General features: G+C 54.3%; 16 protein-coding genes. 3 read left to right on the forward strand and 13 right to left on the reverse strand.

The annotated features are described in order from the left end of the window. Positions 1–343: 343 nt before the first annotated feature. The 4 genes from IDH45_RS28240 to IDH45_RS28255 form a co-directional block, all read right to left on the reverse strand. Positions 344–595, reverse strand: a complete 252-nt coding sequence (locus IDH45_RS28240; RefSeq protein WP_190931505.1) for a hypothetical protein — start codon at positions 593–595, stop codon at positions 344–346. A 573-nt stretch (positions 596–1,168) separates the two neighbouring features. Then, a complete protein-coding gene (locus IDH45_RS28245) occupies positions 1,169–1,507 on the reverse strand; it encodes a DUF4870 domain-containing protein (protein WP_190931506.1) in 339 nt (112 codons plus the stop codon). A gap of 39 nt (positions 1,508–1,546) precedes the next feature. Then, on the reverse strand, positions 1,547–2,032 hold the full coding sequence (locus IDH45_RS28250) for a hypothetical protein (protein WP_190931507.1): 486 nt from the start codon (positions 2,030–2,032) through the stop codon (positions 1,547–1,549). Positions 2,033–2,066: 34 nt separating this feature from the next. Further along, positions 2,067–3,332: a stalk domain-containing protein gene (locus IDH45_RS28255; RefSeq protein WP_190931508.1), complete on the reverse strand. Its 1,266-nt coding sequence runs from the start codon at positions 3,330–3,332 to the stop codon at positions 2,067–2,069. 269 nt (positions 3,333–3,601) lie between these two features. On the opposite strand from IDH45_RS28255, the gene IDH45_RS28260 reads away from it, so the two are divergent. Together IDH45_RS28260 and IDH45_RS28265 are read left to right on the forward strand one after the other, a co-directional pair. Beyond that, positions 3,602–3,961, forward strand: coding sequence for a zinc ribbon domain-containing protein (locus IDH45_RS28260; RefSeq protein WP_190931509.1), 360 nt, complete (start codon positions 3,602–3,604; stop codon positions 3,959–3,961). 24 nt (positions 3,962–3,985) lie between these two features. After that, positions 3,986–10,144 carry a VWA domain-containing protein gene (locus IDH45_RS28265; protein WP_190931510.1) on the forward strand — a complete coding sequence of 2,053 codons (6,159 nt, stop codon included), beginning with the start codon at positions 3,986–3,988 and terminating at the stop codon, positions 10,142–10,144. Here the strand turns inward: IDH45_RS28265 and IDH45_RS28270 are convergent. After that, entirely contained in the window at positions 10,066–10,443 is a 378-nt protein-coding gene (locus tag IDH45_RS28270) for a hypothetical protein (RefSeq protein ID WP_190931511.1), read from the reverse strand. The two genes, IDH45_RS28265 and IDH45_RS28270, sit on opposite strands and share 79 nt — an antisense overlap. Before the next feature lie 726 nt (positions 10,444–11,169). Here IDH45_RS28270 and IDH45_RS28275 point away from each other — a divergent pair. Continuing rightward, complete coding sequence (locus IDH45_RS28275; protein WP_190931512.1) at positions 11,170–11,700, forward strand: hypothetical protein; 531 nt, start codon at positions 11,170–11,172, stop codon at positions 11,698–11,700. Between the two features lie 668 nt (positions 11,701–12,368). Here IDH45_RS28275 and IDH45_RS28280 read toward each other — a convergent pair. The 8 genes from IDH45_RS28280 to IDH45_RS28315 form a co-directional block, all read right to left on the reverse strand. After that, entirely contained in the window at positions 12,369–12,719 is a 351-nt protein-coding gene (locus IDH45_RS28280) for a VOC family protein (RefSeq protein WP_190931513.1), read from the reverse strand. Between the two features lie 78 nt (positions 12,720–12,797). Further along, a complete protein-coding gene (locus IDH45_RS28285) occupies positions 12,798–13,226 on the reverse strand; it encodes a VOC family protein (RefSeq protein ID WP_190931514.1) in 429 nt (142 codons plus the stop codon). Between the two features lie 132 nt (positions 13,227–13,358). Then, positions 13,359–13,970: a histidine phosphatase family protein gene (locus tag IDH45_RS28290; protein WP_190931515.1), complete on the reverse strand. Its 612-nt coding sequence runs from the start codon at positions 13,968–13,970 to the stop codon at positions 13,359–13,361. A gap of 214 nt (positions 13,971–14,184) precedes the next feature. Continuing rightward, positions 14,185–14,559 carry a hypothetical protein gene (locus IDH45_RS28295; RefSeq protein ID WP_190931516.1) on the reverse strand — a complete coding sequence of 125 codons (375 nt, stop codon included), beginning with the start codon at positions 14,557–14,559 and terminating at the stop codon, positions 14,185–14,187. Between the two features lie 162 nt (positions 14,560–14,721). Next, entirely contained in the window at positions 14,722–15,786 is a 1,065-nt protein-coding gene (locus IDH45_RS28300; RefSeq protein ID WP_190931565.1) for an alpha/beta hydrolase, read from the reverse strand. Between the two features lie 5 nt (positions 15,787–15,791). After that, the gene (locus IDH45_RS28305) at positions 15,792–17,135 is read right to left on the reverse strand and encodes an alpha/beta hydrolase (protein ID WP_190931517.1); all 1,344 of its coding nucleotides are present in this window, start codon (positions 17,133–17,135) and stop codon (positions 15,792–15,794) included. A gap of 25 nt (positions 17,136–17,160) precedes the next feature. Next, positions 17,161–18,075 carry a LacI family DNA-binding transcriptional regulator gene (locus IDH45_RS28310; RefSeq protein WP_190931518.1) on the reverse strand — a complete coding sequence of 305 codons (915 nt, stop codon included), beginning with the start codon at positions 18,073–18,075 and terminating at the stop codon, positions 17,161–17,163. 61 nt (positions 18,076–18,136) lie between these two features. After that, entirely contained in the window at positions 18,137–19,885 is a 1,749-nt protein-coding gene (locus IDH45_RS28315) for a glycoside hydrolase family 13 protein (protein ID WP_190931519.1), read from the reverse strand. Positions 19,886–19,909: the final 24 nt, after the last annotated feature.

The following is a 19,909-nucleotide window of genomic DNA, read 5'->3' on the forward strand; positions in this document are numbered from 1 at the left end:
CATCCGCTCCCGACCCGACTCTCGATTCTATGACTCTAGCATACACCAAAATTCGCCATTTTCAGAGTCGTAGGGGTGCGGAATGTGAGTACCCCTCAATTTTTGCTATCTTTATTTTATCCAGCCTCCGCCCCTCCTTTATTGATGCACTGCGTTGTATCTATAAAATGAATTATTATAAAGTTCGATTGAGTATGAATTTTTCAGGTTAAATCTTCCAAATTAAACTGCCCATTAACTGAAAAAAAGCAGCCGATCGCTTCTTCTGGACGGCTGCCTTCAACTATCGTACCCGTTAGCTGAGCCACCTTCACTTTACTTCGGCATCCCACTAACAATCGCTTCATGGGTTCGGCTGCTCGTCTATCATTTTCTGTGTCTCTTCCGCCATCATACGCAAGCCTGTGTTGAGATCGACCGTTCCCGCAAGCAACGCATTCAGATGCTTCTCATAGATGCTCCTCGCTTTGGAATCGACGTTCGTTGTCGCTGCAAGCGGCGCGAAAGGATAATAGGTGACCGCCTGCCAATTTTTACTCGGGAAAGGAGATTCCGATCCAAGCGTCTCCCTCACTTCCTTGGCTCTCGAAGCCATCAATGTACCGCCCTTCGAATTCTCGACAAAAAATTCGAGCGAGTTCAACAAAGACGATTGCTTTCGTTTTCATTGACATGCCTATAAAATGTTCTATGCTTCATATTCAATTTCTTCATCGCATCTGTAGCTGTGATCGCCCAGCCTTCCATTCATCATAGACGAGAGCGAATGCTGCACCGATCTTGACCTTCGGACGACCGAGCTTTCCCCGGTCTGCTTTAGCAACCTCAGTTCCCTCCGCTTGTCGCTGCCGGTTCTTCTTGCGTTCCTCTCGGCCACGTACGCAAGCATGCTTAAAAACTGATCCTCGAGCAATTTCCTCAAGTCACCCACTGTTTTTAAATGTCCTGGAGTCAAATAAACGGGAGCCGCGGATCAGGTCGGCGTTCGCCTTCGATCCGCATCCCAAAGATCCGCGATTTCACGGCGCCGTTCACGGAGCGCTGGTCGGCGCGCTGTTCAGCGGCAGTCAATCCAGCCGGGGTGATCTTTAAACCCCTGCTACAGTCACGAAAACGCCGCTATTCTCCTTAAGGAAAAAAGCGGCGGTCCGTGAGACGCGGTTTTCGATTAGTGTTTGATGATCCGGAAGCTTCCGATGAGCGGAAGCGGCTTGCATCTTCCCCCGGCCGCATTAAGAATTCCTAGGATTGCGAGAATGAATAAACCCAGATTCGCGAGCGGGCCGATCAAGAGCCAGCCGATAACCGGGACGATCGTGCTGACGATATTGACGGCAACCAACGCCAGAAACAAGATCAGCCCTTGATTGGCATGATACATCGCGAACCTCGATTGCTTGGCCGCGAGCAGCGGGATAAGGAAGAGAATGTAGGCCAGAATCGCCATCCCTTTGTTGTTGGCGACATCCGTCGGTTCGGCTTGAAGCTCCGGATTTTCGACGTTCATTGTTCATTTTCCTTTCCGTCGTTTAGAATGGATTTTCGTTTATTGTTCGGTCTCCGGCTTATTCGAATAGACCAGAGCTCCTGTAACGATCTTTTTGTCCTCCAGATCGAGCTGCAGCGTAAATACGAACCGTTCCATGCCTTTCTTGGACGAGTAGTTGATAAAATCCTTGTCCTCCAGCTTATGAACCTCCGAGTAGCCGGCTCGCTTCGTATAGTCGTAATACAATTTGACTACGTCATCGTAAGGCATCTTCGTTTCGATCGTCAGCGTGACGGAATCCTTGCCGCCGATAGACGACGTAACTTGAATCTCGTCCGGAATCGGCACGTCGGACGGGAACAAATCCGGGATGTCCGCTTTGCTGGATAGCTTAATCTCCTCGCCGTTTCCCTTTGTGATTGTCGTCGTTCCCTGTTCGGCCTCTTGGATTGCCTTTTCGACCTTCGAGCAGCCTGTCGCGAAAATCATGGCTATCAGCATGACGGCGGACATAGCTATACTCCATTTTTGCCTGTTCTTCATTTTACGCTCTCCCATCTTTTTTGTATTCGGACCGTTACCAGTTCCATTCCTTGTTCTGATCTATCCGATTGCCATTAATATCGTAGACCGCGTCCCAATCTATCTCCGACGGGTCCTCGGCCGGCGGCTTGACGACATCGAGCTTCAGCTCAAGCTCCATTTTGTAGATTTTGTCTGTGACTCTTTGGAAGCCGGCGACGACCGATGGATGAAAAGGATCATCCTGACCCGGGTTCACAACCCTGATCAGCATGTGCTGGGGCTCGGCTCCGGGAGACGCATAGACCGCGCTTACTTTGTACTTGCCGATCGGCACGTTATGCACGCCGTAACCGTTGTTCGACCGGCTGCCCTTACTGACGATTTTCTTGCCCGAGGTTCCGTCCAGCATCTTGCCCTCCGGCTCGAGCGTCAGCGTGACGTCGTCCCGGTTCGGCGGCTCGGCGACGGGGTCGAGCGGATGAATGAGATCCATCATATAGAACAGCACTTCCGCGCTTCCGCCCGTTCCGGTCGAGCTATCGAGTTTGACGGTAAAATTGCGGACCGCGCCCTCGTTGCCGGCGAACGGACTATCGTCATCGGGAATCAAATCGACGCTATGCTTCACACCCTCGTACATGATCGAATATTCCGCATACGCCTTATAAGTCGCCGCCATTTTTGTCAGCTCGATCCGATACTGTCCGTTCGCGTCCGTCTTGATTTGCGAATTGCTGTTGTACAGCAGTTGGTTGTCGATCGTGATCAAAGCGCCCTTGATCGGCTCGCCTTGCGGGTTGACGACTTTGCCCTTCACGACATAAGGCTCCGCCTGATCACCCGTTTCGCCCGCCGTATTGCCGGCAGGCGCACCTGTGCCGATCCGGATGACTGTCGTGCCGGATTCTTGTGAGTAAATTACGTCATAGCCGCTGTTCTCCGAAACGAATCGCAGCGGAATCATCGTGTGATTGTTGATGATTTGCGGCGGCACGGACAGCTCCGCTGCTTGGCCGTTGACTTTGGCGGTCAGACTGTCGATCGTCAGCTCGATTTCCAGTCCTTTTTTTATCCCAATCGCTTTCCTTTCCTCGCCGTTCCATTCTACTTCATAACTTAGTGCTTCGAATATTGCGCGAAACGGCACGAGTGTCGTCCCGTTTTGGATCACCGGCTGTTGATCGGCAAATGCAAGCAGCTCCCCGTTAAAATAAACCTCCACCTCATCTTCCTTGGCCATGGCGAACGATGCCGTGCAGGCAAGGACAAGAATCAGAATGGAGAGCCAAATGACCGCTTTAGCTGAATACTTTCCCATTCTCCCATCTCCTCGTCAAAAATCCGCAGCACTCCTACATCTGCAGTTGTAAGCGAAATTCGATTTCATCGTATTCCTTTTGATAACCGGACGCCAGTTACAAGATGTCATTGGAGTTGTCACATCATTGTCATCGCCCGCTGCCGAATCTCCTTATGTTGAAACAATCAATGGAGATGACAAAAAAGGTGACAGCCTGTAACTAGGGGGTGTCTCGGCATTCTTTTACAATGAACGTAATAAACCTTTATCTCTTGGGAGGAATGGACATGAGCTTCATGGACAAAGTGAAATCGGGCTTCTCGGAAGCTGGCAGCAAGGCGAAAATCGTCGTGGAGGTCAACAAGCTCAAACTGCAGAACAGCAATAAACAGAAGGAAATCGAAAAGCTGCATCAGAGCATCGGCCGTCTGTTTTTCCTGAAGGCGGTCGGTCGGCTGGAAGAGGTCGCGGAATCGGATTATCAATCAGACGTAGCGGAAATCGTACGGCTGGAACACGAAATCGAGGAGAACAAAAAACAAATCAAAACGATCGCGAACGAAAAAGACTGTGTCTGCGGCAAAGCGTCCCCGCTGGATGCCCGGTTCTGTCCGTCCTGCGGGCATACTTTTTCGGCGACGGATTGAGCGGGAACGGAGGAAAGACAGTCCATGAAAAGCTTGCTTGCCAATAAGAACGCCAAGATCGCCTTGCTTCTTCTCGTCGGCGCGCTCTTGGCGTTTGGCGCTATTGTCGTATGGGTCAAGAATAACCGCGGCCCCCTCGGCACGGTCGTCGAATCCGTCGCTCCGGGACCGTCCGGAAGAGCAGAGGCCGTCAAAGATTTGCCGCGCAGAAAGACGTATCCGATCGGCAAGTGGGATATCGCGATCCCCTACTTGAATCCGTTCGGCTCCCAAGACAACTATCAATCCGTCAATTACACTCCGAATCAGACCCAGGAGCTGAAATACGTCGATGAAGAAAACATGGAAATGTCCCGAATCACCGGCGGGGATCTGTGGCAATTGCAGGTGCAATGGAAGGATTCGCAAACCGACCCCTGGGAGGATCTGCGGCTGTACGTTACCGAGCTCGGCGGAAAATATTATATGGGCGCCTCCGAAGGCAGTTGGGTGCTTCGCGCGGACGATCCGGAGGGAACCGCCTGGTGGGGAGTCGCTTCGAAGAGCGGCGAGGGATACCTGTTGAAGATATACAAGGAGCTTCGTCTGAAGCATGGAGAATCCGTCTCCTTCCAGACATCGTCTTACCCGAATCAGGAAATCTATTTCATGACGGACAACGAACGGCACAAGTACCAGAGCTTCAAAGTCGATCTGGCAGGAGGCCATGTTCGGCTGTCGGGCAAAGGCTCGTATTCGCAAGGGCAGTACCGTAGAGATCTGTCATACATTCAAGAGCTGTTCGCCTACAAAACGAATCATTATACGCTGAGCGATATTCCCCAGGATACGTCCGCCCCCTTGCTGTGGAAGCTGTCCTGGAGCCCGGATACCGACCCGAAGGAAATTGTCTTCACGCTTGACGAAGGGGAGGACATCCGTCCGGTCAAAGACGGGGAACGGCTGGGAGCGCTCAAGGTTCGCGGGAATGCGCTGGACCTTATCCAAGTCGAAGCGCCTCCGGGAGTCACATTGACCCACCCCGAGCTTCATCTGAAAGGCGATAAGACGCCGGAAGGAGACACGCTGTTCTGGCTGCCCTCCGGCTTCTGGAACGTCGTGGCACAGCCGGAAAATCGCCCCCCTCTGAATACGAGGCTGGTTCCCGTCAGCGCGGGAGAGATGACGGAGCTGGAGATCAAGCCGCTGCTGCAGAGCGCCTATCGGAACGACGGAATTGGAGACGCCAGCGGCGAAGAGAGCAAGCTGAAAATCGAAGAAGCTGTCGAGCTGGGCAATCAGGCCCGCGTTACCTTCATGCTGCTCGATTCCCAAAACCCCAAATTTACGCCCGATATGAAGGATATCGATATTGTAGAGGGAGGCAGGCCGGGACAGCCGGTCAAGCTCGATCGGATCGAGACGCCGCCTAGCGTCGTATTGGCGCTTGATTCCTCCGGCTCTATGTCAATGTCGATGGAGCAAGTGCTGGAATCTGCCCGCGCCTTTATTCAAGGGCTGCCGGACAACGCCTATATCCAGGTGATCGATTTCGATTCCCAGATTCGGGTGTTGGAAGGCACGAGTAAGAAGGATGTACTGGCGAATCTTGGTCAGATCAAGGCGCTAGGACATACCAAGCTGTACGATTCGGTGATTGAGGGACTGAACCTGCTGAACGATAAGCAGCGGCCGACGCTGGTCGTGTTCACCGACGGAGTGGACAGCAACACCGAGAAGGCGGGAACGGGCAGCAAGGCGAGCAAGGGCGATGTCGAGCAAGCTGTGGGGCATTCCGGCATTCCGATCTACTCGATCGGCTTCGGTCCGGATCACGATAACTCCACGCTGTTGGAGCTGGCAGCGATGTCGGAAGGAACGTATTATCCCGCTAAGGATACAGCCGCGCTGAAGCATGTGTTCGCCGCCATTAACGACAGGCTGGGCAATCGGTTCGAGCTCACCTACGAGCGGCCGAAGGAGCAATCTCCGTCCGACGTTCCGGTCATCGCTATGACGCTGGACGTAAGCGGATCGATGGATGTCGATCCCGCTTCGGGCAACGGCGCTTACCGGATCGATAAGGTGAAGCATCTGTTCCACGACTTCGTCGGACAGCTTCCGGAGCATAGCTTGATGCAGTTGCTCAGCTTCTCCGCGAAGCTGAAGTTCGATCAGGTGTTCACCTCTCGCAAGTCTGAACTGATGCAGGCGCTGGGCAACCTGAAGGCCGTCGGGGGAACCGACATTTTGAATTCCGTCTACGTGACGTACAATTCGATCAAGCAAATCCCTTCCGAAAAGCGCGTTATTGTCTACTTGACCGATGCGGCGCTTGATGTCGAAGAGAGCAAAAAGGCCTTTTTCGAAGAGATGCTGACCGGTATTAAAGAAGAGGGCATCCAGGTGCTGTGGGTAGGCCTCGGTACGGACGACAGCGCGGAAGCGTTCAAGTGGGCGGCGGAGAAATCGGGAGGCAAGTACGTGATCTCGGAAGATCCGGCCATATTGGCCAAAGCGTTCCAAGATGCGCTTGCTGAAGTCCAGAAGCGGCCTTCCGAGCAAATCCCGCTGATGCTCGCCGTCCGCAACGAATCGGATGACGGCCGAGCTCGTATTTATTCAGACGATCGATTGGTCGATTTCCCTGTGCTGCTTGACGCAGGCGACAAGGTCGAATTCCAGACGATCGGCTACGAGACGGGCAAGAAGGTCGCGCAATACGAACAGGCAACAGCTGCGCTGGTCTACGGACGCGATCTGCCGAGTGAGGAGGTCAAAATCTACAAGCGCGTTCCGCTGAACAGCCAAGGGAAAAACAAAGCGGTCGAATGGACGGCCCGGGAGCTTCTCTTCCTCAAAAAGCTGAAGGGTGTAGATGCGCCGGCGAAACGCAGCTTTGCCGCTATCGAGATGGAGCTCACAAACGCTCACCCGGGCGGAGCCGACTACTTGATTCCGGATTTCGCTTCGCATTTCTTCATGAACGTAAACGGCGAGGGCACCTATCCGGCTTCGACGGCCACTTGGTTGACGGAACAGCCGCTGGCGCATTCCGGACAAGGAGACATCACGGTCAAAAAAGGCGAGAGCGTTAAAGGAATGCTAGTATTTCTCGTACCTGACGAAGAGATTGAACGGGCTTCCGTCCACTACTACGACGTCGAACACGGGCATATATCGCTCGCCTTGGTAGGTTCCCTGCCGAGGGAGGAGCCCGCCGTATTGGCCGGCATGCCGAAAAGCGCCACAGGCAAGCTTTCGGATACGTTCGAGCTGGTCTTGACGGCATTCGGTGAAACGGATCATATCGAGAAGGTCGCGCTGACCCGCAAAACGAGCGTGTTCAAAATCGTGGAAGCCGAATTGAAATCCCTGGTTCAGGCCGATCTGAAGCTGAACCCGCAGGATCGGTTTTATATGAACATCATAACAGCCGAGGGCCCTTTCCTTATCCCCGTTCATACGGCCACCGCCCTGCTGCCTCACGGCTTGCTGCGACCCGTCATGTTCGGTCCCGGGTCTTCCAACAAAGCCCGCCTGGCCTTTCAGACGCCGAATGCGCTGGGGGCTATGCCGATGGAGCTATACGTCGACCTTTTCGGCGGCGCGACGGTGCTTCCGGTAAGAGACGGTTCGGCGGACAATGTGGGCGCAGGTGACGCAACAAGAGCATTAGGTGCGGACAACACAGCGATGCTCCCAGACAAGGGGGTATCGCTGGTCGTCAACTCGCTGGCTCGCATTCGCGACATCGAGTCCAGCAGCGGTAACTTCGTCATAGCCGACGTGACGGTTGCCGACGAATCCGACGGCTTCGGATCGTCCGGCTTCCGCGAGACGTTTAAGCTTGTGCCGGTTCAATCGCCGGCAGGACGCGAGGTTTCGGATCTGCAGGCAGACCCGGTTACCGACGAACTGCTGCTTGGCGTCGATAAGGATTGGTCCGTATTCGACGGCGCCTCGCGGCGCGGGCTGCTCGTGTTCTCGATCCCTCACAATCAAGCGGATCTGAACTGGACGCTGCAATCCGACCTGTTCGCCGACCTGAACCTTCCCGTCGGCAACGAAACCTACAAGGAAAACGGGCTGCTCGTCAAACGGGTGGAGCCGCCTCTGGACGAGAAATTCGATATCCAGCTCTCGAAGGCGCTCACGGAAGCGATCAGCCGCCACCGCACGCTGGAGGCCGCCAAGGTGCCGGCCGACGCCGTGCGGACGGCCGATTTCGACGCCGGCCAAGGCCGCAAGGAAGGCATTCCGGCTCCTCTGCCAACCGTTCACGGCATGCTGCAGTTGGAATCGGTCAAGACGTGGTCCGACTTCCAGGCACTGGTGAACGGACTGAGATGGCTGCCCTCCGCCGACCCGTATTCGACTTATCGGAGCTCCCCGGAAGCCGTGTTGGCGCAAGGCTGGGGAACCGAAGGCGACTTGGCCTACCTGACCGGAGGCCTGCTCGCCAAGTTCGGTTACAGCCCGGCGCTCAGGATGGTGCAAGTAACCGATCGGGGAAGAGCGGCGCTTGCGGAGCTGGGAGCGGTAGATTCGGTAATTCTGAAGCATTTGCCCGCATGGTCCTACCTCGACGAAGAAGGAAAAACGAAAATCTTCGTCGTGCCGTTCATGAAAGACCTGTCAGAGCTGGACGGTCTGGCCTTCTTCCCCGGCGGTCAGGGAAGCAGGCGGATGACGTCCGCGCAAAGCACGATCAGCGTCTATTTCATGGCCGAAGCGAAAGAGGATCGGGGAGTGGGAGGCATCACCGGGGACATCGGCGGCGCGCTCGGCGGAGGGGGAGGCCAAGATAAGCCATTAATCGAGGAGGTTCGTGTTCTCGAAGCCGCTCTGGACCTTGATCAGTTGAGCCGCGAGCCGGTGGATATCCGCGCGGGCGGTTCCGAAGGCAAGTATACCGCCGTGCTGGAAAGCCAGACGTTGCAAATCGTCGGCAACCGTCTGATCGACGCTAACGAACAGAAAATCGTTGGCGTGCGCATCGAGGTTCAATTGCCGAAGAAGAAACTCACGCATGAAACCCGACTTAAGGACGGAGAAGAGATCGCCGACGTCTTCCATACGGTCGCGGTCAATCTTCCCGATCTGTCCGCCGAAGCAGCCGAAGCGCTTCAGCAAGCGGCCGACCGGGTGCATAAGGCGACGGAAAAACCGGATGACCACTCCGCGCTCATCTGGTATACCCGAAGCGTTCTGTATCGGATTATCGCCAATCAAACCGCCTACGAAAACGAACTCGCAGCGGTATTGGACGTTACTGCGGGACGCGTCGACAAGGAACGGGTGATTTTCGTAACCATCCGAAACGACCGGGCGCAATCGAAGTTCCGAACAAGCGTTGACCTGCAGCAGAGCGCCAATCGGATTCATCGGGGCTCGGAGGAAGCCGTCCGCGGCTTTCACATCATGAGCGGCTTGTTCGCCTCCCGGCTCGAAGGCGCCGCGCTGCCGGGTGACAAGACGGATTTCATGGACGTATGGCAGAGCAGCCCGGAGAATACGATGCTGTTCCTGAGCCTCAGGAACAACCGAAACAAGGATTTGAAGTATATGGAGGAAAACGGCTTCCCGGACACGCTCATCGAACGGGCCAAAACCTCTCCCGCGATCATGCTGATTCCGAACCGGCCGGCGAGCATTCAGGGCGAAAGCCGCTGGGCTTGGCTGGAGATCGACCCGAACACCTACGAGACCATCTCCGTCACGGACACGGGCGAGCACGGAAGCTTCGCGGAGTACCTGATGTCGCTTGAGCCCGTTTCTCCGACGGGCGACGATTATATGGCTTTCATGTCCGGCGCGTTTATCGGCGTCAGTTCTTCGGTCTGGAGCGTCAGCTCCTTCGCGTTAAAGCTGGACGATTACGAACAAATCATCAAAGCCGCCAAAGCGTATACGTACGGATTGGGCGAAGTGCTGAGCGGCATGATGAGCAACAAGGATCTCCCCAAGCTCGAGTACAGCATCGGCTCACTTAAGCTGAAGCTGACGGACTTCGATCAGGATAAACTGGCCAAACAGTTCCATATTCTGAAATCGGGCAAGGCAGTAGAAGGAGCCGGCGACGTCGTAGGCTTCGGACTCGGCTTCCAGATCGGCGCCGCTTACTACTTCAAGCAAGCGGAGATGGCCATTAAGAAGCCAGTCGTCAAAAACGGGCCTCCGAGCGGAGGCTCCGCCAAGTAAAACGAAAGGGATCGTCTCAGAGGCAGCGATAAATAGCGCGACGAATCGGTGCGGACGCTGCTTCCTGAGATTTTGGAGCCTTGACCGTCGTAATCCAGATAAAGCTTAAACGCATACTCGATCGGCGTGTCCGCCTGGAAGTTGCCGAAGCGTGTGGCCAGATCGACACCCTCCTTGCCGAAGATCGCGAGCGCTTCCGCCTGCGCCAGACCCGCCGTAACGCCGAAGCCGTTGCCGAAGTTGTACTCCGTAATCGCCAGCTTCAGTCCGGGCTGATTGCGCTCGATGACTTCTTTCATGCGCGGAATGAGTCGAACTGGCTCTTGAATCCAGGATTGATCGACGAACTGACCATCGTACAGCCCCTTCCGGCAGCCAATGCTCGAGCGGGCGTCCGAAGGCCGTTACGCCTCCTGCAGTCAGCGCCAGTTGTACTTGCTGTCCGCCTTCGGAACCTCCATGCACCCACAGTCTCAGCTTGTCGTAGTCGTTCACCGTCAGCAGTTGAGTGCTGTATAGATACAACGCTCCGTCTCCGTTTGGAGTAAAGCGAATCGAACGAGCGCCTGTCCGTTTCACCGAGCCTTCCGCCAGGTTGACCTGTCCCCAGATGTTGTTCGTTACCGAATCCGCCAGCTTGTCATCGAACAAGTACAATCCCTCGACCGGCTCGATCGGATCTCCCGGTTCTTCACCTGGATCTTCACCGCCAGGTTCTCCTCCCGGCTCTTCTCCTCCGGCTTTGCCCGTAAAGACAAGGTTGTCCAAAAATAGTGGACTCTGCTGGCCCTCCCGAAGCAGTCTCCGGTCATCCACGATGATGATGGAAATCAAGTTGGCTAAAGTTCAGCAAACGCCGCCCGAAGCGTGTAGAGGTACGAACGCGATCATGACATACATGACTTAGATGATGACAAACGGTAACTGGTCGTACAAGTGAACACGATCTATGATGAATGAGGAGCTTGCGCCGTTCCGTAGCAGAACGGCAAATCTTTCACCACTCGTCGAGGAGGAACGGTTTCATGGAAGTAAAACAAATCATTAGAATTTTAGGCGTTGTTGCGCTTCTGGGAGGAATCGCACGAATCTGTATGGCGCCTTCCGCCTACATCTGGGGAGCCGACAGCATGCCGGAGCTGGTTAGCGGATTCGTCGCTTGCGTGTTGATGGGGATCGGCATCATCGGAGTTTACCTGTATCAGGCACCGCGAAGCGGTCTTCTCGGTTTGATCTCGGTGCTGCTTCTCTCCGTCAGTAGTTCGCTGACGGCAGCGCTCGTCTGGAACAACATGCTGGGTTTATTGCCAGAAGACCACAACTACATCTCAATGCTGCTGCCCATTAACTCCATTCTGACGCTGATCGGGCAGATCGTTTTCAGCCTTACAGCGATCCGTGCCCGCGTTTATCCCATTTGGAGCCTGATTTTGTTCATCGTATATCCCGGCATTTACTTTATCCCTGCTGTGTCGGATTTGGGTTCGGTCGCCTGGGGACTCTGTTACGTCGTATTTGCGCTCTACATTTTGCAAGTGCGCGCTCGCAGAGCCTGATAGGACATTCGGTGCGAAAAAGGCCAGTCGTCTAGGGACTGGCAAAGTCCTAAAGGAGAAGTTGATAACATGGGAGCAGCGACATTTTGCTTGGTTACAATTACTCTGGCCTCTATCGTTCAAACCGTACCACCTCTCGCCGGTCACGATTCCGGTGGGGGTTAATCTGGTTACGGCCGTGCCTTTTCCCGAGGTAGGAGGCAATGTCACTATTGATCTCTTACCCATACTTGGGGTCGATCTTGATATTACGGTTCCTTGTCCGAGTGTCACAACGCAAGCTGTAGTCGTTACTCCGGTATTAACTGCAAACCTCGTTATTACCGTAACTGATTCTCCGTAATGAGAACGTTAGGGATCAGGTAGCATGCCCCCCGCTGGCTTCGGCTGGCGGGAATCTTTTGCTAGTCCGGCTTAATTTTTAATTATTCTCTTCGCTGCGGTTGTTAACGAGCCTACGCTGGTGCGACATATAAAACAGAAGCGATATTCTGTAATTCGTTTTACAGAAAGGTATGCTTTCTGACACTCTTTGAGCATTCAAAAAGGCCGTCGAAGTAATCGACGACCTTGCATCCCCTTTACTAAGTCGATCTGCACGTTCCTCGTTTTTAACCTTTAAAATGCATTCCACATTCTCTGAGATTTCATAGTTAGTCCTATACTTTTTATTGCCACACTGTGATTACATTTCCATCTAAATCCTTTAAGTTAAAACAATTGATTTCCCTATTTATTTCGCTAACTTCCACTCGTAGTTCCTTCAACTTGTTGTAGCTTTCCTCAAGATTAGAGGTTTGGATTACAAATAAAGATTCAGAACAAGGGCTGAAGTTTTCTTTTTCGAATAATACTAATCCAACCCCCAACTGATTCGTCCTGTTCCCATCAAAACCACCAAAATTTAGTCCGAGTACTTCCGAATACCATTGTTTCGACTTTTCCAAATCTTTTACATAAATAAATACAGAAAGAATCTCTTTAGCTAATACAAAACCTCCTACGTTACTATTCACCATTTCCACTACCTCCAAATCACTATTCATTTGTCCGTGTATGACTCTTAAAGCCTTTGGTATACTTGTGGGCCTGTGGAATCAATCAGAGTGCACATAAACCAGATTTCCATCTGGATCGTAACATTCCAACCACTTCCCACATCCATCGTCAAACCGTTCGTTCGTTCGTATGCCACTGTCCCTAAGAACAGAGTATACAGCCTCTATATCATCGGTATGATAGGTAAAGACGATGGGGGATCTGCCATTGTTTTGTGAATTTGGTTTCTTAACAAGAATAATGTTTGGACCGCCATCGACTCGAATAATAGCATTGTCTTCAACGTCTTGATCGAGATGGAATGGTGGTCGTACTAAGGTGAAGCCTAATAATTCAACATAGAAATTCAATGCCTTTTTCAAATCGGAAACATGCATGTCAATGGTGATCATCGCTTTAATCTTAGCCTTATCCCGCTGGCTAAATGGACTATCGACTTTCTGAGCGACCCGAACTTCTTCAGCCATTTCATACATCTCCTCTTTAAGTTTTATCCTCGTTCTTCTTAAACGACTTTCAACGGTGATACTTGAAATAGCTGAATTTTTCGCTTTCTTTTGTTTGGGTTGAACTATGCTGCCCGTTACGGAGCTAACTTATTAGAAGTGCGGAAGGACATTTTCAAGCGTAACTTGCCATTTCCCATCACGATGCTCCACTTTATGAACACTGGTGTTGGCCGCAGGAAACGATTTGTTGGTATTGCTCCATTCCAATTTTTTTAGAACATGGTAAATGACATTAATGACCCCGCCATGAGTAACAACGAGTACATGCTCACGGTGACTGCTTGCTGCCTGTTCCTCGCACAATTGCTCAAACGTTTCCCGGATTCGCGTAAAAAACTCGATAGGGCTTTCGCCGTCAGGATATCGTTCATCCATCCGTAAACTTGAAAAATACAAGCCGGGGTATCGTTCATTTACGATCTCGTTCGGCATCCCGGCGATTAGGCCATTGTTCGTTTCTCTCCAGTCGCGGCTGCGATGCACCGGCAAGTCAAGGAATTGGGCAATCTCATTTGCGGTATCCAGCGCACGCTGCAAGTCGCTGCTAACGATCCGATGAATGTTGTACACATCCCGGTTTTCCTGAAGATACCGGCCTAGTTTCTCGGATTGTCTGTACCCTTCCGCGATGAGTCCCCGCTGACTCCAGCCGCCGCGAAACCCGTCCTCGTCTTTACCATGCCTAACCAAGTAAATAGCCATTGTTCCCTCCTTGGGATCGCGATAGTTTTTTGCGGCCCGACTACCCTCTTCCGGAAGTATCACTTCCGTTATTTGTTTCTTGCAGCAGGAAATCGACCCATAGCGGAAATATCGTTTCCGCTATTTGCTGCATAACCGCCTGGATCAACCCAAAAAGCTAAAATAACGGTAACCAAACTTCCGCTAAGGCATGAAAGTTGCGGGTTTTGCGAAATTAGCGGAAGTCATACTTCCGCTGCGCCCACATCCGATAAAACCCGATAACCAGGCAGCCGTACGCTATCAGCTGGAACAGATAGGTAATGGAGCCGTTCGCATAAGAAATCCACATGAGCAGTTCTCCCGGCCTCATTCCAAATGAGGGCTTCGAGGCAGCATTGACGGAATCCATATACGTTTGGAGGATGGGCGAGAGCACCCAAGTAACCAGAAAGGAGTAGATTTTGCCGATCAGCAAAAACAGAAAAAAATAGTAGCCTCCCCGAAAGGAAAGCTTCCTGCATAAAAGAAGTCCCGCGATCCATAGCACGGAGAGCAGTATAAAAGACAAAACAGCAGACGCGACTCCAAACACAGGTACCAGAGCCAACCGATCATCCCCCCTGCGGCCGTTTCCTTTCTTATACGCTTCCAATACCTGGAAGGTTGCGCGTATCTATACAGGACCGCACACAAAAAGGCCGCCGGATCGCTCTCCGGCAGCCTCGTTACTATCCTTTTACGTTTGAACCGGAATATCCAGCCCTAGAGGTTATCCGGCGGTGACGCGAACCGTTCGGCTCGCCTGCACACCGCCGTATTCGGCGGTAATAACGGTCTCGCCGGTCGTTAGCGGCACGATCGTTCCGTCCTCCCGCACCTTCAGAACGGAACGGTCTTCGACCGTATAAACCGGCCGCAGCACCGAGTGGGTCAGTCCGTCGGCACGAACCGCAACCGGGTTCAGGCGGCAAGCCGGACCGGCCATGCTGACTTCCCCGCAGCCGCACAGCCTCAACGTATCGACAGGCGACCGCTCGTCGCCGAACAAATGAAGCAAGGGCGAAGCCAGCCGTGCGGCCCAATCATGCTCTACATGCTCCGCCTCGGCATCCAAATAATACGCCAGCTCGCTGTCCGGCGCATAACCAAGCGCAAGCAAGTGCTCGACAACGCCGCGGACGTGCTTTTCCATCACCAATGTGCCTTCGCGTCCGCCGAGATCGATCCAGATCCGGGACAGCGGCTGCTTCTCCCGGAACAGGTGCACGAGCGGCACTTCGGCCGAGCTGCTTGGGTCCACGCAATAAAAATAAGGAGACACGATAGCGAGCTTGCCGAAAACGTCCGGCCGGCGGAAGCCGATATGGTACGTCACCTGTCCGCCCCGCGACGATCCCATCAGCGCCGTATGCTCCGGACCCGGCTCGGTGCGAAACACCGCATCGATATACGGCTTCACTTCATCGATCAGAAATGACTCATACAGCAAGCCTTTCGGCTGCACGGTTACTTTATCCTCACGATACAACACGCCGGCCAGATCGTGGGTAAACTCATCCGATCGCTCCGTCCCCCGGTTGGCGATCCCGACCACTATGATCTCTTCCATCAGGCCGAGTGAGACGAGACGGTCGACCGTTTCGTGCACGTTCCACGAATAACCGTTGAAGGCCGGATGAAATACATTTTGACCATCATGCATATACAACACCGGGTAACGCTTGGCCGTATGGTGCCGGTAGTTTGGAGGCAAATAAACGAACAGTTCTCTTGAGTTGTCCAGGCTGGCGGAATAAAAGTTTTCGATTCGCAAAAGGCTCGATCCGTTTGTCATCTTATTCACCCCGATAAGCGCTCCGACGCCGTATCTATCCAATCTTCCACTTCATAATGCAGCACCTGGCGGCCGTCCGCCGTGAACGTCCGGTACGGAACTTCCCGGCCCCGGGCATCGACCTCGTGCCGGCCCAAGCCGCGGGAAATGCGGAACACGAAGGAAACGTCTCTCGGCACCTCGAACGTCCCCCCGTACCAGCCCTCGCGAAGAAGGGGCAGCTCGATGCCCGCGTACAGCTTATCTGCAGGCGGCGTGCCCTCCGGTACCTTCACGTACATCTCGACCGGAACCGTAGCGGGCACATGCGGGACGACGGCGAGCTCGTGACAGGCTGTCACCGCAGAGCCGTTATACGTAATTTTCGTGCTTCCGGTCCGCTTGGGCAGCAGCTTGCCGTCCGCGCTCGCCTCGACGATCCCGGGATCGTCCGCTACATAATGCGCATTCAAGTCCGTGACCATAAACCCGCTGTCGTAATGGACGACCGGGTTCAGCGCACGCCTCGGCCCTTCCAGCCCGATGACGGCGGGGCCGTGCAGCTCCGCTCGGACCGGCTTGCCGATCCCGCCGAAAAAGTACAGCAGCGGAGCATGGACACGGGCGGCCCAATCCCTCTGGGAATGCCCCGAGCCGATGGCCACATGGAACATGAGATCGACTCCCGGCTGGAAGCCCGCCCGGATCAGAGTATCGGCGACATGCCGCACATGTTTTTCCATGACGGTATAACCTTCGGAATCGCCCACGTCCATCCATATTTTCAAATCCTGCTTCTCCGTATATACCCGGCTTAACCAGCGTTCCTCCATCGTCGCCGGATCGACGCTTACGAAGAACGGACATAATGCGCCGATCATGCCGAACGTATCCGGATGCCGGAACCCGATATTGTACGAAACCAGCCCGCCGGCGGACGATCCCATCAGAGCGGTATGCTCCTTGTCCGGCAAAGTGCGGTATTTCCTGTCGATAAAAGGCTTCACTTCGCGCAGCAGGAACAACTCGTACAGCTCGCCCTGGTTCGTCATCCCGAACACGTCATGCCCGTCCGGGCTTGCATGCATATATTCGGCGATGCGCGCATCCTCGACATGGGCGACCGCAACCACGATAATTTCGCGCATGCGTCCTTCCGCAACGAGCCGATCCACCGTAAGATGAACGTCCCACGACTCGCCCTTCCGGTCTTTGTGGAAGACGTGCTGGCCGTCGTGCATATACAAAACCGGATAACGCGCATCCGGATCGCTATCATAACTCGGGGGCAAATAGACGAACAATTCGCGATTGTTGTTTAAAATAGCGGAATGAAACGATTCGAATGCGATCAACCGCGATGAATTCACTTGGTGCCTTCCTCCTGTCCTTGTCTTACGAGATAACGGGCAAATAAAGGAACTTCTCCGGACTGCTGTGATCCGCATCGTGAATGTTGCGGTCCATCATATCCACAATCCGCTTGTAATCGCTTAGATCGAACGTTACCTTGGCGATCCGCTCCGCCAGCATTTCCGGACAATCGCTTGTGCATACAGCGACGATCCGGTCATGAGTCCGCACTGCCTCGCCTGCCAAAAATTCGTTGACGACGATTCCCGGACAGCCAGGGTACTTGGCCAAAAAAGCGTTCAGCCCTTCGGGCCCCTCATACACGTGAATCCGTTCCTCGTCCATACCCGACAGCCGCTTGATTTGCCCGACAAGTTGCGAATCGTTATATCCGTCCATCACGAGGAAATGCGGCTCTTCGCCAAGTTTCTCCCGCGCGGACCGGAAGCCGGCCGCGAAGTCGGGAAGCACTTTATGGAAGATCGTATCTTCGATATGGCTGTCGATCGCAAAGACGGGAATGCCGAATCCGAAGTAGCGGGAGATGGTCGCAAACCGCTCCTGGTCCACATTCATCAGAAACACCCCGTCCAGATTCCGCTCCCGGATCATGTCATAGGACGGAGCGTCCCCTTCGATCTGCATGAAGATCGTATGGTAGCCGAGCTGGCCGCACAGCCGTTCGATCCGGTATAACGTTTTGACGTACTTCAGCTCCGACCAGCGGTGGGGCTGTAAATCTTTGAACAATAAAATCCCGATCAGCCCGGTTTTCTGCAGCTTCAGCGAACGGGCGCTCCGGTTCGTCACATACTGGAGCTGCTGGGCGATTTTCAATACTTTAACCCGTGTCTCGTCGGAGATCGATTGGGTTTTGACGTCGTTCAAAATATAGGAGACGGTGGCAATCGACACGTTGGCCGCCTTAGCAATATCTTTGATAGTCGCTTTTTTCATCTCAAATCTGCCGCCTTTGCTTAAACGTTTCAGTCGATTTAATCACACGCCATCCGATTTGTCAATCGCTCCCGGACGCCGCGATCAGTACGTGCCAGCCGAACGGAGGCAAGGTGACGTTCGCCTCCTTCTCCGCGATCTGAACGACGCCGTTCCCCCACACCGGAACGGGCGAAAAGCGCGGCTCGACGGCGAACACGAGATGAGCCGGAGCGGCGTCATGATTGAAGCACACGTACACGTCCCCGCTGGCATGAGTTCTCCGCACGACCAATTGGCGGCCCCGGGCATACAGCCAGTCGAACGAGCCTTCCTGCAGGGCGGGGTGCGACTTGCGCAGCGAGACGAGGCGGCGGTAAAAGTCGAGTAGCTGTGCGTTTTGCCACTGCGGGTCCCATACCATCGGCCTCCGGCAGTCCGGGTCGGGCCCTCCCTGCATTCCCGTCTCGTCACCGTAATACACGCACGGCGTCCCAGGCAGTATAAATTGAAACAGCGCGGCCTGTTTCCCTTTCCGCTCGTCCCCGGCGACCGTAAGCAGCCTCGGCGTATCGTGGCTTCCGACGATATTAAAAGCCGCCTCGTTCACTTGCTGCGGATAGCCGGCCAGCAGCCGGTTGATCCGATCCGCTAACGTCTCGGCATCGATCTCGCCTTTGGCAAAAAACTGCAGCACCGCCTCCGTCGCCGGATAGTTCATCACCGCATCGAACTGGTCGCCTCTCAGCCACGGCATCGCATCGTGCCAGATTTCCCCCAGAATATACAGATCCGGCTTCAACGACTTCAACGTCTTGCGGAACTGCCGCCAAAACCCGTGGTCGACCTCGTTCGCCACGTCCAGTCTCCATCCGTCGATATCGCACTCCTTGACCCAATACTGCGCCACGTCCAGCAAATAATCGCGCACTTGCGGATGAGCCGTATTCAGCTTCGGCATGTGCGATTCGAAGGCGAAGCAGCGATAGGACGGCCGCGGCTCCCTCGTCAGCGGATATTCGTCGATATGGAACCAGTCGCGGTAAGCCGACGCCTCCCCCTTCTCCAGCACGTCCTGAAAAGGCGCAAACCAAAAGCCGCTATGGTTGAACACCGCATCGAGGACGACGCGAATGCCGCGTTCGTGGAACGCCTGCACCAGCCGTTTCAGCAGCTTGGCGTCTCCAAAATGGGGGTCTATACGCAGATAATCCGACGTATCGTACTTGTGGTTCGTACGCGCCTCGAAGAGCGGAGTAAAATAGACCGCGTTGACGCCGAGCGACTGGATATAATCGATCCGGTCCAGCACCCCTTGCAGATCGCCGCCGTAATAATCGTGCGGTCCCGGATCGTCCTGATCCCAAGGACGGACGCCTGCCGGATCGTTCGCCAGATCACCATTCGCAAACCGTTCGGGGAATATTTGATAAAAAACGGCCCGCTTGACCCACTCCGGCGGCTTCAACACCTCGCTCGGCCACAGAAACGGGTAGTCGAAGCAGGACAGCGGATCTTGCGGCTTCCGCTCCGAGAAGCCCTGCTCCGTATACCACAGCTTCCTGCTGCCGGACGCCAGCTCGAACGCATAGCGGAGCCGGCCGTACGGAGGCGTCAGCTCGGCCTGCCAATAATCGAACAGCTCGTCGCTGGCGATCTTGTGCAGATGTTTCTCCTTCGCGGTATGTTCCCAATCGTATTTGTCTCCGTATAAAGCTTTGACAGTCCGCAGATCGCCTTTTTTGGCGCGCAGCCGAATGTGGACCGTCCGGTCGTCATAGGCGTAACAATAACTGTCCGTCGACCTGTGATAGATCGCTTCGACGTGCATGGCGCACTCCCCCATCCTCCAAAT

Source organism: Paenibacillus oceani, from assembly GCF_014705615.1.
GTDB classification, from domain to species: Bacteria; Bacillota; Bacilli; order Paenibacillales; family NBRC-103111; genus Paenibacillus_AB; species Paenibacillus_AB oceani.